Annotated in this window: 17 protein-coding genes and 2 tRNA genes; 17 read left to right on the top strand and 2 right to left on the bottom strand. The window is 56.9% G+C overall.

The features are described 5' to 3' along the window. The 7 genes from H9646_RS14845 (at position 1) to tatC (ending at position 4044) form a co-directional block, all read left to right on the top strand. Positions 1-396, top strand: a complete 396-nt coding sequence (locus tag H9646_RS14845; RefSeq protein ID WP_191724160.1) for a phosphoribosyl-ATP diphosphatase — start codon at positions 1-3, stop codon at positions 394-396. Next, positions 393-785, top strand: a complete 393-nt coding sequence (locus tag H9646_RS14840; protein WP_191724159.1) for a DUF4870 family protein — start codon at positions 393-395, stop codon at positions 783-785. Before H9646_RS14845 ends, H9646_RS14840 begins: the two co-directional genes overlap by 4 nt. Before the next feature lie 18 nt (positions 786-803). Next, a complete protein-coding gene (locus tag H9646_RS14835; protein ID WP_191724158.1) occupies positions 804-1841 on the top strand; it encodes a patatin-like phospholipase family protein in 1038 nt (345 codons plus the stop codon). Between the two features lie 57 nt (positions 1842-1898). Continuing rightward, positions 1899-2276 (top strand): histidine triad nucleotide-binding protein, encoded by a 378-nt coding sequence (locus tag H9646_RS14830; protein ID WP_191724157.1) that lies wholly within the window; start codon positions 1899-1901, stop codon positions 2274-2276. A gap of 104 nt (positions 2277-2380) precedes the next feature. Then, complete coding sequence (tatA, locus tag H9646_RS14825) at positions 2381-2617, top strand: Sec-independent protein translocase subunit TatA (RefSeq protein WP_191724156.1); 237 nt, start codon at positions 2381-2383, stop codon at positions 2615-2617. Positions 2618-2657: 40 nt separating this feature from the next. Continuing rightward, positions 2658-3152 (top strand): Sec-independent protein translocase protein TatB, encoded by a 495-nt coding sequence (gene tatB, locus H9646_RS14820; protein WP_191724155.1) that lies wholly within the window; start codon positions 2658-2660, stop codon positions 3150-3152. Positions 3153-3255: 103 nt separating this feature from the next. Then, entirely contained in the window at positions 3256-4044 is a 789-nt protein-coding gene (gene tatC / locus H9646_RS14815) for a twin-arginine translocase subunit TatC (protein WP_191724154.1), read from the top strand. Between the two features lie 298 nt (positions 4045-4342). Here tatC and H9646_RS14810 read toward each other — a convergent pair whose 3' ends face one another. Further along, positions 4343-5491, bottom strand: coding sequence for a S1C family serine protease (locus H9646_RS14810; RefSeq protein WP_191724153.1), 1149 nt, complete (start codon positions 5489-5491; stop codon positions 4343-4345). Between the two features lie 369 nt (positions 5492-5860). Here H9646_RS14810 and H9646_RS14805 point away from each other — a divergent pair, with 369 nt between their 5' ends. The 3 genes from H9646_RS14805 to pdxA all read left to right on the top strand — a co-directional run bounded on the left by H9646_RS14805 (position 5861) and on the right by pdxA (position 9136). Further along, on the top strand, positions 5861-7189 hold the full coding sequence (locus tag H9646_RS14805; protein WP_191724152.1) for an MFS transporter: 1329 nt from the start codon (positions 5861-5863) through the stop codon (positions 7187-7189). Between the two features lie 99 nt (positions 7190-7288). Then, complete coding sequence (locus H9646_RS14800; protein ID WP_191724151.1) at positions 7289-8038, top strand: Nif3-like dinuclear metal center hexameric protein; 750 nt, start codon at positions 7289-7291, stop codon at positions 8036-8038. A 48-nt stretch (positions 8039-8086) separates the two neighbouring features. Beyond that, positions 8087-9136, top strand: a complete 1050-nt coding sequence (pdxA, locus tag H9646_RS14795) for a 4-hydroxythreonine-4-phosphate dehydrogenase PdxA (RefSeq protein ID WP_191724150.1) — start codon at positions 8087-8089, stop codon at positions 9134-9136. Between the two features lie 77 nt (positions 9137-9213). On the opposite strand, the gene mscL is transcribed toward pdxA, so the two are convergent. Continuing rightward, positions 9214-9642, bottom strand: coding sequence for a large conductance mechanosensitive channel protein MscL (mscL, locus tag H9646_RS14790; RefSeq protein ID WP_191724149.1), 429 nt, complete (start codon positions 9640-9642; stop codon positions 9214-9216). Between the two features lie 147 nt (positions 9643-9789). On the opposite strand from mscL, the gene petA reads away from it, so the two are divergent. The 7 genes from petA to H9646_RS14755 all read left to right on the top strand — a co-directional run bounded on the left by petA (position 9790) and on the right by H9646_RS14755 (position 14164). Beyond that, positions 9790-10386: a ubiquinol-cytochrome c reductase iron-sulfur subunit gene (gene petA, locus H9646_RS14785; RefSeq protein ID WP_191724148.1), complete on the top strand. Its 597-nt coding sequence runs from the start codon at positions 9790-9792 to the stop codon at positions 10384-10386. A gap of 15 nt (positions 10387-10401) precedes the next feature. After that, positions 10402-11817, top strand: a complete 1416-nt coding sequence (locus H9646_RS14780; RefSeq protein WP_191724147.1) for a cytochrome b — start codon at positions 10402-10404, stop codon at positions 11815-11817. Positions 11818-11834: 17 nt separating this feature from the next. After that, positions 11835-12593 carry a cytochrome c1 gene (locus H9646_RS14775; RefSeq protein ID WP_191724146.1) on the top strand — a complete coding sequence of 253 codons (759 nt, stop codon included), beginning with the start codon at positions 11835-11837 and terminating at the stop codon, positions 12591-12593. 107 nt (positions 12594-12700) lie between these two features. Continuing rightward, entirely contained in the window at positions 12701-13312 is a 612-nt protein-coding gene (locus tag H9646_RS14770) for a glutathione S-transferase N-terminal domain-containing protein (protein WP_054067369.1), read from the top strand. Between the two features lie 49 nt (positions 13313-13361). Next, on the top strand, positions 13362-13901 hold the full coding sequence (locus H9646_RS14765; RefSeq protein ID WP_191724145.1) for a ClpXP protease specificity-enhancing factor: 540 nt from the start codon (positions 13362-13364) through the stop codon (positions 13899-13901). A gap of 49 nt (positions 13902-13950) precedes the next feature. Further along, positions 13951-14026: transfer RNA gene (locus H9646_RS14760), tRNA-Thr, on the top strand. A gap of 65 nt (positions 14027-14091) precedes the next feature. Then, positions 14092-14164: transfer RNA gene (locus H9646_RS14755), tRNA-Thr, on the top strand. Positions 14165-14166 lie beyond the last annotated feature (2 nt).

Below are 14166 nucleotides of genomic sequence, written 5' to 3'. Positions count from 1 at the left end.
ATGTCTGAACACAACACCGCGTCGGTTGAAGGCGCATTGGCCCGTCTTGCTGCTGTCATTGAAAGCCGCAAGACTGCGAACGGGGGCGATCCCGATAAAAGCTATGTGGCCCGCTTGTTGCATAAAGGCCCTGATGCTTTTCTCAAGAAGATCGGGGAAGAAGCCACCGAGGTGGTGATGGCCGCCAAGGATGTGGACGCAGGCGCTGACAAAGGGAAAATCCTTTATGAAGTTGCGGACTTGTGGTTCCACACCATGATTGCGCTGTCGCACTATGGGCTGACGCCCGCTGACGTGGTGGCCGAGCTGGAGCGCCGTGAAGGCACCAGCGGTCTGGAAGAAAAAGCGTTACGCAAGGCCCAGGACCGGGCTGTGCAGGAAGGGAGATCAGAGTGAACGATGACATTATTGAAGTCCGCGCTGTCGACCAGGCCACACTCGATGGCCTCAACGCCTGGGGCTGGGTGAGCTATGTGCTGCACCTGATCGTGGCTATTACTGCGGTATTGCCCGGTGCCCAGGTCAGCGTTGCAGTGCTGTTGATCGCACTGGTGATTGACTTGGTCAAGCGCTCAGATGCCGTGGGCACATGGCACGCATCGCACTTTACATGGCGTTTGCGCAGCATGATCTGGGCAGGCATTTTGTATGTGGTGACGGCGCCGCTGTGGCTGCTGTTCTTTGTGCCAGGCTGGATCGCATGGTGCGTAATTTCCATCTGGTTCCTCTACCGCATCGTGCGCGGCATGATTGCCATGAACAAGCAGCAGCCGCTGCCGGTTTAACCCTCACGATTGCTGCCCATGACGCACCCTCCCGCTTCTGTGAAATGTCTGAATCTGGCACTGCAAGGCGGGGGATCGCACGGTGCATTTACCTGGGGTGTGCTGGATGCGCTGCTCGAAGATGGCGGCTTCCAGTTTCCCGGTATCAGCGGCACCAGTGCCGGTGCGCTCAATGCGGTGGCCGTAGCGCAGGGCTTTGCGCAGGGCGCCCTGGAGTTTCCGCAGGATCAGGCAAGCCGCCATGGCGCGTCCTGCGCCCATGCCCGCGCTGCGCTGCGCAAACTGTGGGAAGGGGTTGGCGCCATGGGCGCTTTCACCTGGGGGGTGCCAGTGGCCAACAACCCGCTGATGGGCATGATGAGCCAGTTCCTGTCGCCCTATCAGACCAATCCGCTGGACATCAATCCGCTGCGCAAACTGCTGCAGCGGACCGTAGATTTTGAGACGCTGACCCAGGCCTGGGGGCGCGATGGCATGCCCAAGCTGTTTGTCTGTGCCACGAATGTGCGCACCGGCAAGGGTGAAATATTTACCGATGCCCGCCTGAGTGCCGATGCCATCATGGCTTCTGCCTGCCTGCCCCAGCTGTACAAGGCTGTGGAGATTGACGGTGAGCGGTACTGGGATGGCGGTTTTTCCGGCAACCCTGCGCTGTACCCGCTGATCTATCGCACCGAATGCACCGATATGCTGCTGGTGCAAATCAACCCCGTGGAGCACCCAGACCTGCCAGACACTGCCAACGACATCATGGAGCGCATCAACGAGGTGACGTTCAATGCCGGCCTGCTCAGTGAACTGCGTGCGATTGATTTTGTGCGCCGCATGCTGGCCGAGGGGCGGCTGGATGCCGCACGCTACAAAAACGTGCTGATGCACCGTATCGACGGAGGCTCTGCGCTCAGCCGTTTTGGTGCTTCCAGCAAATCGCGGGTAGACATGGCTTTCTTGCTCAAATTGTTTGAGCTGGGCCGCAAGCAAGGTGAGCAATGGGTGCATGATCACCGCAGCGATGTGGGCGTTCGCCAGACGCTGCAGATTGTGGACAATCCATGACTGAGGCCCTCAGCGGCCAGATCTGACACCGACAACACCGATTTTCCAAAGCCAGCCATGACCGATCACGCACACCCTGCGCATGACCCCCACTGTATTTTCTGCAAGATCACTGCAGGCCAAATTCCCAGCAACAAGGTGTATGAAGACGAAGAACTGTTCGCCTTCCATGACATTCGTCCCGCTGCGCCTGTGCATTTCTTGATCGTGCCTAAAAAGCACATTGTCTCGCTGGCCCACGCCTGCCCGGACGATGAGGCATTGCTGGGCAAAATCATGGTGCTGGCCCCCAGGCTGGCACTGGAGCAGGGCTGCAATCCATACCCGGAAGGTGGTTTTCGCACTGTGGTGAACACGGGCGCCGAGGGTGGCCAGGAAGTCCATCACCTGCACGTGCATGTGATGGGTGGCCCCCGCCCTTGGAAGCACGGCTAAATCTGGGTGAACATACACAGCCGCACGCGCAAACTTAAGGCCATCTCTGGCGCTGTGTTGCGGCGGCACGTCTAAAATGGCTGGTATTCGTTAGGAGTAATCTCATGGGAACGTTTTCCGTTTGGCACTGGTTGATCGTGCTGGTGATCGTCGTTTTGGTGTTTGGCACCAAGAAACTCAAAAACTTGGGTGGCGATCTCGGTGGTGCAGTGAAGGGCTTCAAGGACGGTATGAAAGAAGGCGGCGCTGCTGCTGACACCACGGCTGACAAAGCCGCAGTGGCAGACCAGTCCATCGCTGACAAGACCACGATTGATGTCGACGCCAAGCAAAAGAGCTAATGGCTGAACATGGCAGCAAGCACCTGCAAGGGGCGTTGGCATGATTGATATCGGTATCTCCAAGCTGGCGCTGATTGGTGCAGTGGCCCTGGTGGTCATCGGCCCCGAAAAGCTGCCACGGGTGGCACGTACGGTGGGCACCTTGCTGGGCAAGGCGCAGCGCTATGTGTCCGACGTCAAGGCTGAAGTGAGTCGCTCCATGGAGCTGGACGAGCTCAAGAAGATGAAGGAGTCGATGGAGACTGCAGTGCACGATGTCGAAAAGTCGGTGCATTCAGCCTCCAGTGACCTGGAAAAAGACTGGCGCGATGCCACCAATTTCGAGTCTGATTTCGACAGCAACTCCAGCACACTGGCCAGCGACTACAGCAGCTACGACAGCAGCAGTACCGTCTCTCCAGCGTACAAAAATCCGGGCAAAAACTTCCGTATCAAGCGTGGGGCGGTGCCACGCTGGTACAAGGCGCGCGCCGGGGTGCGTACGCATGTGCAATCGGGCGCAGCACGTGTGGCGCGTTTCAGGCCCAAGCGTTAACGCTTAAGCCTGATGAAACAGTGCGGCGCTTTGTAATGAAGGCAGCGCTGGTGCTTTTATTTTCTTGATCCGCAGGGCCGCAGGGCCCGGTTCTTTTTTGACCATGTCCGACAAACCCTCCAAAGACGACGAGCTGGCCGGCACCGAGCAGCCCTTTGTGCAGCACCTGATGGAGCTGCGTGATCGGCTGCTGTACTGCATTTACGGCATTGCCGTGGCGGTGGCGGTTCTGGCTATCTGGCCCGGGCCCAATGGCCTGATTGACTTCATCGCGCATCCCATCAAGATGCACATGCCCCCCGATTCCAAGCTGATTGCGGTGGGTGTGTTCACGCCATTTTTTGTGCCGCTCAAGGTGCTGATGATGGTGGGCATCTTGGCCGTGCTGCCGTGGCTGATGTACCAGCTGTGGGCGTTTGTAGCACCGGGCCTGTATGTGCATGAAAAGAAGTTTGCACTGCCGCTGATTATTTTTGGCAGCTTGCTCGCTTACGTGGGTATCGCGTTTGTGCAGTTCTTTGTGCTGGACAAAATGTTTGCCTTCATTCAGGGCTTCACCCCCGACAGCGTAGCGGCCACGCCCGACATTGCCTCGTATGTAGAGGCGATTTTGTCCCTGTACCTGGCTTTTGGCATGGCGTTTCAGGTGCCCATCGTTGTGATGCTGCTGGTACGCTTTGGCATTGTGGAGATCGCTAAGCTCAAGAGCTTTCGGGGCTATTTCATTGTGCTGGCCTTCATCATTGCTGCGGTGGTCACGCCGCCCGATGTGATCTCGCAGCTGGCGCTGGCCATTCCCATGTGCTTGCTCTATGAGGTGGGCATTGTGGCTGCAGGCTGGTTTGTGAAAGCCTCTAAAAAGCCGGAAGACGCAGAGCCAGACCAAGTTTGATGCTTGCATCAGCTCACCCATAAAAAAACCCGCTGACATGCACTGTCAGCGGGTTTTTTTATGAGGGGATATTTAGAGCCGCTAACGCCACCTCTGATACGTCGTTGCTTTGCCTTGTCGTACGCCTGTACTGCCTACGGCTTCACGTCTCGTCTCAGTCGCAAATCTGCGATTTGCTAGGTGGTGTTAGCCACTCTTAATAAAAATAGCACCCAACGCTTATTTTTAGGTATTTTCAAAGTCTTTTGATTTTGAAATTCCCATATATCAAGCGCTGGATGCTCTTGTTTTTACTGGATCAACGAGGCTGGCGTGTACGCTGTGGCGTTGGGCGTTCACCGGGGGTGATGCTCAATGTCAGGCTTTCACTGCCGCGCTGAATGCCAAAGCTGGCAGGCGTGCCCGGGGGTAGTGCGGCCACTGCCGTCATCATCTCGCCGACATTGCGCATGGCCTGGTCGTTCACTTGCACGATCACATCACCGGGCAGCATGCCTGCCTTGGCAGCAGGGCCAGCCTGCAGTACGCCGGTAATGATGACGCCTTGGCGGGCTTTGACACCAAAGGTTTCAGCCAGTTCCGGTGAAAGCTCATTGGGCTCCACGCCAATCCAGCCCCGGGTGACGCGGCCGTCTTTGACCAGCCCGTCCATCACCAGTTTGGCGGTCGATACGGGGATGGCAAAGCCAATGCCCATGCTGCCGCCCGACTGCGAGTAGATGGCTGTGTTGATGCCCAGCAGATTGCCGTCCACATCGATCAGTGCGCCACCGGAGTTGCCCGGGTTGATGGCGGCATCGGTCTGAATAAAGTTTTCAAACGTATTGATACCCAGCTGGTTGCGCCCCAGGGCGCTGACAATGCCGCTGGTCACCGTCTGGCCCACGCCAAATGGGTTGCCAATGGCCAGTACGGTGTCGCCCACCACGGCGTGGTCAGAGTTGCCCAGCACAATCACGGGCAGCTTGTCCAGCTCGATCTTGAGTACGGCCAGGTCGGTGTCCGGATCGGTGCCGATGACGCGGGCTTTGGATTGACGGCCATCTGACAGCGTCACTTCAATCTGGTCTGCGCCTTCTACCACGTGGTTATTGGTCAGGATGTAGCCGTCTGGGCTGACGATTACGCCGCTGCCCAGACCGGCCTGCTGCTGCGCGCCCACATCACCAAAGAAGAACTGAAACCAGGGGTCGTTGCTGCGCGGGTGGCGCACTTCTTTGCTGGTGTTGATGCTGACCACGGCGGGCATGGCTTTTTGTGCGGCAGCGGCCAGGCTGCCAGGGGCAAATTCAGTGCGTGGCTCTGAAGGCGCTTCCAGCAAAGAAATGCCGGCACGGCTGTAGGTGGCGCCACGCTTGAGCCAGCTGGGCTGCAAAGTGGCAACGACAAAATAAGCAGCCAGCAGCACGGTGACAGCCTGGGAAAACAAAAGCCAGTAGCGCTTCATATACAGAGGAGTGAGTAGGGCAATAGGTACAGAGCGTACGCGCAAACGCACAACTGTTGCAGGCCGGATGGGCCGTCCTGTGCATGGTGTACTCAAGGTGTCGCAAACGGAGATGGGTTGCATCTATTTCGCGAAACCGCATCGTGGTTTGCGATGTTTAGCCAAAACCCTGTCAGTACAAACCCTAGAATGTTTTCCCGACTGCGCCACACTGTGTTCTCTCTTGACCTCGCTCACCCGCGCAGGTTCAGCAATGCAAAGGCTTCATCACCGTGAAGTCCTGAAGAACAGTCCAGTCTTGCCCTGACGCATCTATCCGTTGCCATGGCTCTCGCGCTGTCTGACCTTTTGAACCGGAAAGACAACCCCATGAGTAAGCATCCGAATGCACAAGCCCACCAAGTGGCGGGCGGTGCACACCATCGTCCTCTCAACCGCGAGGACTACAAGACTCTGAGCCTGTCTGCCTTGGGCGGCACACTGGAGTTTTACGATTTCGTCGTGTTCGTGTTCTTTGCGAACGTGATCGGCGCGCTATTTTTTCCAGCTGACATGCCCGAGTGGATGCGCCAGCTACAAACGCTGGGCATTTTTGCCGCCGGCTATCTGGCGCGTCCTCTGGGCGGCATCATCATTGCCCACTACGGCGACAAGATTGGCCGCAAGAAAATGTTCACGCTGTCCATCTTTTTGATGGCCGTGCCCACGCTGGTCATTGGTCTGCTGCCTACATACGCAAGCATTGGTATTGCAGCGCCGCTGCTGCTGCTGCTGATGCGCGTGCTGCAAGGTGCTGCCATTGGTGGCGAGATGCCAGGTGCCTGGGTGTTTGTGGCTGAGCACTCGCCAGCCAAGAACTACGGCCTTGCCATTGGTACGCTGACGTCGGGCATTACCGGCGGTATTTTCCTGGGCTCCATCTTTGGCGTGTGGCTCAATAGCACCTATACACAGGCTGAAATCCACGACTGGGCCTGGCGCATGCCGTTCATCGTGGGTGGTGTACTGGGCCTGGTTTCGGTGTATCTGCGCAAGTTTCTGCATGAGACGCCGCTGTTTCAGGACATGCAAAAACGCAAGGCTGCCGATGTGGAAATGCCCATCAAGACCATCTTGCGTGAGCACAAGCAAGCTTGCTGGCTGGTGGCGCTGATGACCTGGGTGCTGTCCACCGCCGTGGTGGTGGTGGTGCTGATGACGCCGTCCTACCTGCAAAAGGTATTTCACATCGCCCCAGCGGCTGCCATGATGGCCAATGCCGTGGCCACCGTAACGCTGACCATTGGCTGCGTGTTCTGGGGGTGGCTGAACGACAAGATTGGCACCAAGTGGACCATGGTGCTGGGCTGGGGCGGCATGACGGCTTCTGCCTACTTCTTTTACCTGAACCTGCCCGGCGAAGATACTTTGGTGCTGCGCTATGCGCTGGTGGGCTTCTTTGTTGGCTCTATCTCGTTGCTGCCCATTGTCGGTGTGCGCGCCTTCCCTGTGGCCGTGCGCTTTACGGGCTTGTCCTTTGCCTACAACATGGCTTATGCCGTGTTCGGTGGCCTGACTCCCATGCTGGTGTCGGTGTGGCAACAGGTCGATGTGATGGCACCGGCCCACTATGTGGCCGCCATGGGTGTGCTGGGTGCTTCCATCGGCTTTTTCTGGCCCATGGCATCGCGTGGCTGGCAGCCCAAAGTCAGGAAGTAAACAGGCCTCTGGTCTGGTCCTCGATTTCAAGGGCAGCTTCGGCTGCCTTTTTTGTGCCTGTGCGCGTTGTGGGTGTGATGGCTTGGCACAATCGAGCCCATGATCCAGCGCCAAGACCTCCTCGCCCATTTCGATGCCCTGCTGCAGCCTGAGCGTTTCAAAGACTATGGCCCCAATGGCCTGCAGGTCGAGGGCAAGACAGACATACGCCATATCGTCAGCGGTGTTACGGCTAGCAGAGCCTTGATTGAGGCCGCCATTGCCGATGGGGCTGACGCTATTTTTGTCCACCACGGGCTGTTCTGGCGTGGCATGGATGGACGCATTACCGGCTGGATGAAAGAACGCATCCGCCTGTTGCTGGCGCATGACATCAGTCTTTTTGCCTACCACCTGCCGCTGGATGCGCACCCTGAGCTGGGCAATAACGCCCAGCTGGGCGCTCGGTTGGGCGTGCAATGCGATGACACTTTTGGTGATCAGGCTCTGGGCATGCTGGGCCATGTCAGCTTCGCCAACTCCGATGCACTGGCTGCACACGTTCAGGCAGTGCTGGGCCGTCCCGTCACTTGTGTGAGTGGTGCGCCCAGCCAGCCTATCAGGCGTCTGGCATGGTGCACGGGTGGGGCCCAGGGCTTTTATGAAAGTGCCTTGGCCGCTGGCGCTGATGCGTTTGTCACCGGCGAGATTTCGGAACCACAGGCCCATCTGGCCCGTGAAACAGGCAGTACTTTTATTGCTGCAGGTCATCACGCCACAGAGCGTTATGGCGCACCTGCTGTGGCAGCGCATGCAGCGCAGCAGCTGGGTGTGTCACATCGTTTCATTGAAATTGATAATCCGGCTTAAGTTTGATAGCTGCTGGCGGTTACTGCATAAGCTTTGGAGGCCGGTTACATGAAAAATAGAAAAGCCATCGCCATTACACAAGGCGACTCAGCGGGCATTGGGCCCGAGATCATCGCCAAAGCATTTCGTGATCAGCCAGCACTGTTGCAGGGCTGCTTTGTGGCCGGTGATGTCGCAACCATGCGTCGTGGTGCCCGCGCCATCTTGCAAGCAGGAGACGGTCATTTGCCTGTGGCGGTCATTGCCTCGCCTGAGGAGGCATGGCAGGTGCCACCGCGCTGCATGCCTGTGCTGCAGGTGCCTGATATGCCTGCACCAGCAACCTGGGGGGCCGTGAGTGCAGAGGCTGGCCGGGGTGCGGCATTGAGCGTGCAATGGGCCACGCGCGCGGCACTGCATGGTGATATTGCGGCCCTGGTGACGGCGCCGCTGCACAAAGAAGCTTTGCACGCCGCTGGGGTGCGCTTTCCGGGCCATACCGAGTTGCTGCAAGCCGAGGCAGCACAGTATGCGGGGGTCAGCCTGGAGGCCATGCCGGTGCGCATGATGCTGGCCAACAATGAGTTGCGCACCGTGCTGGTGAGCATTCATGTCTCGCTGCGGCAGGCGATTGAGGCCGTGACGTATGACAACATCTTGCAGACACTGCGCATCACCCATGCGGCTTTGCAGCGCATGCTGGGCCATGTACCGCGCATTGCAGTGGCAGGCCTGAATCCGCACGCCGGGGAGGGCGGATTATTTGGCAGTGAAGAGCGCACCACCATTGCCCCCGCTGTGGCTGCTGCACGCGGGGAGGGAATGGATGTGCAGGGACCATTTGCACCCGACACAATCTTTATGCGCGCAAGAGATGTTGACGGCCACGCTGGGGAATTCGACGTGGTGTTGGCGATGTACCACGACCAAGGGTTGATCCCGATCAAGTATTTGGGTGTTGAGGAGGGGGTAAACGTGACTTTGGGCTTGCCCATGGTGCGCACCAGCCCTGACCATGGCACCGCTTTTGACATCGCTGGACAAGGTATTGCCAACGCATCCAGCCTGATTGAAGCGGTGCGCATGGCATGGCGTTTGGCTGCGCCAGCCGACCATTAAAACAAAGGCCGCCCATTCATGGAGCGGCCCGGGTGGGGTGCCAGCGGTGCATCAACCGCTGGGCGAAAGGTGTTGAATCAACGGCGCAACTGGTCGCGAATTTCACGCAGCAGCAGCACCTCTTCTGTTGCGACCTCGGGTTGCGCAGGTGCTGCAGGCGCTTCACGTTTTAAGCGGTTGATTTGCTTGATCATTATGAAAATAATGAAGGCCAGAATTACAAAATTCACAGCCACGGTGATGAAGTTGCCATAGGCGAAAACCGGAATTCCAGCCGTTTTCAGCGCCGCCAAAGTGCGCGGTGTTCCCTCAGGCACTGAGCCCAGCACTACAAACAAGTTCGAGAAATCCAGCTTGCCAAAGACCAGGCCGACCATTGGCATGATCAGGTCGTTGACGACGGAATCAACGATTTTCCCAAACGCCCCACCAATGATCACGCCAACGGCCAAATCCATCACATTGCCTTTGACCGCAAACTCACGAAACTCCTGCATCATGCCCATACACGTGCTCCACACATTGATTGAGATACGGCATATTGCGTGATCTAACGCAAGAAGCGTGTCAGACGCGTGCTTGGATTCCTGTTTTTCGCTCCGCTACAATTTCTCGATTGTCCTTATACCTAGCGATGTTTATCGAGGATCCCCATGAGCGAAACACCTGTCGACTCCAGCAAACGGACGTGGATCATCACGTCCGCCTGTGCTGGTGCGGTAGGCGGCGTGGCAGCCGCTGTACCCTTTGTGAGTACCTTTCAGCCTTCGGAAAAGGCCAAGGCCGCTGGGGCCGCAGTAGAGGTAGATATTTCCGCCCTGCAACCTGGCGAGAAGCTCACGGTTGAATGGCGCGGCAAGCCCGTGTGGATCATTCGTCGCACCAAAGAGCAGCTCGACGATCTGGCAACCCTGGACTCGCAACTGGCTGACCCGGACTCCAAGCGCAACCCTGACGAGTTCACTCCTGTTTACGCCCGCAACACCTGGCGCTCGATCAAGGAAGAGGTTCTGGTCTGCGTAGGTATCTGCACCCACTTGGGTTGCTCGCCTGTCGATAAGTTCCACACCGGTGCTCAGCCTTCGCTGCCCGCCGACTGGAAGGGCGGCTTCCTGTGCCCTTGCCACGGTTCAACCTTTGACATGGCTGGTCGCGTGTTCAAGAACAAGCCCGCTCCAGACAACCTGGAAGTGCCACCCCACATGTACCTGTCAGAGACCCAACTCCTGATCGGTGAAGACAAGGCTTGAGGGAGTTAACACAACATGGCCCACGAATTCAAAGAACTCGACCCGAATGCCTCCACCGGCGCCAAGGTGACGAACTGGTTTGAAAACCGGTTTCCATCGGCATTTGCTGGCTACAAGCAGCACATGTCGGAGTACTACGCTCCTAAAAACTTCAACTTCTGGTACATCTTCGGCTCTCTGGCACTGCTGGTGCTGGTGATCCAGATCGTGACCGGTATTTTTCTGGTCATGCACTACAAGCCAGATGCTGAAAAGGCATTCGCTTCTGTGGAATACATCATGCGTGATGTGCCCTGGGGCTGGCTGATTCGCTACATGCACTCCACAGGCGCTTCGGCCTTCTTTGTGGTGGTGTATTTGCACATGTTCCGTGGTCTTTTGTACGGTTCCTATCGCAAGCCGCGTGAGCTGGTGTGGATCTTTGGCTGTGCCATCTTCCTGGCGCTGATGGCCGAAGCCTTCATGGGCTATCTGCTGCCATGGGGCCAGATGTCGTACTGGGGTGCGCAGGTGATTGTTAACCTGTTTGCCGCCATTCCCTTCGTGGGGCCCGATCTGGCGCTGCTGATTCGTGGCGACTACGTGGTGGGTGATGCAACGCTCAACCGCTTCTTCAGCTTCCACGTGATTGCCGTGCCGCTGGTGCTGCTGGGCTTGGTGGTTGCGCACTTGCTGGCGCTGCACGATGTGGGTTCGAACAATCCTGATGGCGTGGAAATCAAGGCCCCTGGCGCGCCCAAGGATGCCAAGGGTAACCCGCTGGATGGCATTCCCTTCCACCCTTACTACACGGTGCACGACATCTTTGGCGTGGGTGTGTTCCTGTTCCTGTTCTCGGCGGTGGTGTTCTTTGCGCCTGAGTTCGGTGGCTACTTCTTGGAATACAACAACTTTATTCCTGCTGATCCGCTCAAGACGCCTGCGCACATTGCACCCGTCTGGTATTTCACGCCGTTCTATTCGATGCTGCGTGCGATCACCACGGAGATGATGTACGTGCTGGTTGCCTGCGTGGGCTTGGCTGCCGTGTTTGCGGTGTTCAAAACCAAGATGGCTGGCTTGTTCAAGCTGGTGATCGCAGGTGCTGCGGTTGTCGTCGTGGCCTTGATGCTGGGTATTGATGCCAAGTTCTGGGGTGTGGTGGTCATGGGTGGTGCGGTGGTGATCTTGTTTGGCCTGCCATGGTTTGACCTGAGCCCTGTGAAGTCCATCCGCTACCGTCCTAGCTGGCATAAATACCTGTATGCCGTGTTTGTGGTGAACTTCCTGATCTTGGGCTACCTGGGTGTGCAGCCTCCATCGCCCATCGGCGAGCGCGTTTCGCAAGTTGGCACTTTGTTCTACTTCGGCTTCTTCTTGTTGATGCCTTGGTGGAGCCAGCTGGGCACACCTAAGCCTGTGCCTGATCGCGTGACTTTCAAGCCCCACTGAGCTAGGAGACAAGAACAATGAAAAAACTAATCCTCACGCTGGTGACGGCGCTCGGCCTGGCTGGTGGCGCACTCGCTGCGGGCGGCGGCTTGGTGCCGCTGGACAAGGCACCGGTTGATACCACCAACCAAGCGTCATTGCAAAACGGTGCCAAACTGTTTGTGAACTACTGCCTGGGATGCCACTCTGCTGCATTCATGCGCTTTAACCGATTGACAGACATCGGACTGAGCGAGCAAGAGATCAAGAGCAACCTGTTGTTCACTACCGACAAGGTAGGGGACACGATGGTGGCCGCGATTGATCCCAAGCAGGCGACCAACTGGTTTGGTGCCAATCCACCTGATTTGACGGTGATTGCCCGTTCACGTGCAGGTGCAGGCGGCTCTGGTGCAGATTACCTCTACACTTTCCTGCGTACGTTCTACCGCGATGAAACCAAAGCCACAGGCTGGAACAATCTGGTGTTCCCTTCGGTGGGTATGCCACACGTGCTGTGGCAGTTGCAGGGCGAGCGCCGTGCAATCTTGGAAAATGTCGAGGTTCATGGGCAAAACACCCAAGTGTTTAAGGGCTGGGAAACCATCTCTCAAGGCACAATGAGCACACAAGAGTACGATCAGACAGTTGGTGATTTGGTCAACTTCCTGCAATGGATGGGGGAGCCAGCCCAAAATACCCGTATTCGCGTCGGTGTTGGCGTCTTGATTTTCCTGGGCATCTTTATTTTGATCGCCTGGCGATTGAATGCCGCCTTCTGGAAAGACGTCAAATAAATAGACAGCCTGTTGCCACTTTGCACCTGGGTGCAAAGCGGTCTGGTCTTGGTGGAGTGGGCGCTTTTTGAGCGTCCCACTCTTTTTGATTTTTAGGAGCTTCCGCCATGATGGTGCTTTATTCGGGAACGACTTGCCCTTATTCCCACCGTTGCCGCTTTGTGCTGTTCGAAAAGGGAATGGATTTCGAAATCCGTGACGTGGACTTGTACAACAAGCCCGAAGAGATCGCGGCCATGAATCCCTATGGCCAAGTGCCGATCTTGGTCGAACGTGATTTGATCCTGTATGAGTCGAACATCATCAATGAGTACATTGATGAGCGCTTTCCTCATCCTCAGTTGATGCCCGGTGACCCTGTCGATCGCGCACGCGTGCGTCTGTTTTTGCTGAACTTCGAAAAAGAATTGTTCGTGCACGTGAACACGCTGGAGCAGCGCAACGTCAAGGGCAATGAGAAGGAAGTTGAGAAGGCGCGTCAGCACATCCGTGACCGCCTGACGCAACTGGCACCGGTGTTCTTGAAGAACAAGTACATGCTGGGCGAGGGTTTCTCGATGCTGGACGTGGCGATTGCACCTTTGTTGTGGCGTCTGGATTACTACGGCATTGAGCTGAGCAAAAATGCTGCGCCCTTGCTGAAGTACGCTGAGCGCATTTTCTCGCGCCCTGCCTACATTGAAGCACTGACGCCTTCTGAGAAGGTGATGCGCAAGTAATTGCGTGAGTGCCTGAGTCTTCTGTTTTTGCTGTCGCTGGAATTTGTACATGAACGAGCCCACCACCACTTCAACGCGGCCGTATTTGATTCGCGCCCTCCATGAATGGTGTACGGACAATGGTCTGACGCCTTATCTGGCTGTGAAGGTCGATCGTTCAGTGCAAGTTCCTCGCGAATTTGTCAAGGATGGCGAGATTGTGCTGAACGTGGGCTATGACGCCACAGGCAATCTGCAGCTGGGCAATGAATACATTGAATTCAAGGCCCGGTTCGGTGGAAAACCGCGTGAAATCATGGTGCCTGTTGAGCGTGTGCAGGCGATCTATGCGCGTGAATCGGGACAGGGCATGTCTTTCCCCGTGGTGGACGACCTGTTGTCTGAGCTTTCTGATGCTGCGACAGATCTTGGTCTGAGTGACGCTGCGGAGGATGGGTTGTCTGAAGTGCCAGCACAGGACGATGAGCGCGCATCTCAGGTCATGCAGCTGGTCACTTCGACGACCAAAATTTCTGACTCTGGCGATGATCAGCCACGGCCACCAAGCCCGGGTGGCGGCGGTCGACCCGCTTTTAAGCGCGTGAAATAATCAGATTTCGTTTTTTGACTGCGAAACTTGTATTAGAATCGCGGTCTTCGCCGGTTTAGCTCAGTTGGTAGAGCACCCGCCTTGTAAGCGGTAGGTCGTCAGTTCGAATCCGACAACCGGCACCAATTTTGGTGCTTCTTTTTTTGTTGCATCTTGTCCCTTCAGCAGCCTCTGGCCTGCGAAGCGGATCGCCGGTTTAGCTCAGTTGGTAGAGCACCCGCCTTGTAAGCGGTAGGTCGTCAGTTCGAATCCGACAACCGGCACC

It is taken from the genome of Comamonas avium (assembly GCF_014836675.1).
Lineage (GTDB): Bacteria > Pseudomonadota > Gammaproteobacteria > Burkholderiales > Burkholderiaceae_C > Comamonas > Comamonas avium.
This window is presented reverse-complemented; position numbering and strand designations above follow the sequence as displayed.

What these genes read in the sequence shown, in the direction of transcription:
- H9646_RS14845 (WP_191724160.1), top strand. Translation starts at nt 1, where the DNA reads ATGTCTGAACACAACACCGCGTCGGTTGAAGGCGCATTGGCCCGTCTT.
- H9646_RS14835 (WP_191724158.1), top strand. Translation starts at nt 804, where the DNA reads ATGACGCACCCTCCCGCTTCTGTGAAATGTCTGAATCTGGCACTGCAA.
- H9646_RS14830 (WP_191724157.1), top strand. Translation starts at nt 1,899, where the DNA reads ATGACCGATCACGCACACCCTGCGCATGACCCCCACTGTATTTTCTGC.
- tatA (WP_191724156.1), top strand. Translation starts at nt 2,381, where the DNA reads ATGGGAACGTTTTCCGTTTGGCACTGGTTGATCGTGCTGGTGATCGTC.
- tatB (WP_191724155.1), top strand. Translation starts at nt 2,658, where the DNA reads ATGATTGATATCGGTATCTCCAAGCTGGCGCTGATTGGTGCAGTGGCC.
- tatC (WP_191724154.1), top strand. Translation starts at nt 3,256, where the DNA reads ATGTCCGACAAACCCTCCAAAGACGACGAGCTGGCCGGCACCGAGCAG.
- H9646_RS14810 (WP_191724153.1), bottom strand. Translation starts at nt 5,491, where the DNA reads ATGAAGCGCTACTGGCTTTTGTTTTCCCAGGCTGTCACCGTGCTGCTG.
- H9646_RS14805 (WP_191724152.1), top strand. Translation starts at nt 5,861, where the DNA reads ATGAGTAAGCATCCGAATGCACAAGCCCACCAAGTGGCGGGCGGTGCA.
- H9646_RS14800 (WP_191724151.1), top strand. Translation starts at nt 7,289, where the DNA reads ATGATCCAGCGCCAAGACCTCCTCGCCCATTTCGATGCCCTGCTGCAG.
- pdxA (WP_191724150.1), top strand. Translation starts at nt 8,087, where the DNA reads ATGAAAAATAGAAAAGCCATCGCCATTACACAAGGCGACTCAGCGGGC.
- mscL (WP_191724149.1), bottom strand. Translation starts at nt 9,642, where the DNA reads ATGGGCATGATGCAGGAGTTTCGTGAGTTTGCGGTCAAAGGCAATGTG.
- petA (WP_191724148.1), top strand. Translation starts at nt 9,790, where the DNA reads ATGAGCGAAACACCTGTCGACTCCAGCAAACGGACGTGGATCATCACG.
- H9646_RS14780 (WP_191724147.1), top strand. Translation starts at nt 10,402, where the DNA reads ATGGCCCACGAATTCAAAGAACTCGACCCGAATGCCTCCACCGGCGCC.
- H9646_RS14775 (WP_191724146.1), top strand. Translation starts at nt 11,835, where the DNA reads ATGAAAAAACTAATCCTCACGCTGGTGACGGCGCTCGGCCTGGCTGGT.
- H9646_RS14770 (WP_054067369.1), top strand. Translation starts at nt 12,701, where the DNA reads ATGATGGTGCTTTATTCGGGAACGACTTGCCCTTATTCCCACCGTTGC.
- H9646_RS14765 (WP_191724145.1), top strand. Translation starts at nt 13,362, where the DNA reads ATGAACGAGCCCACCACCACTTCAACGCGGCCGTATTTGATTCGCGCC.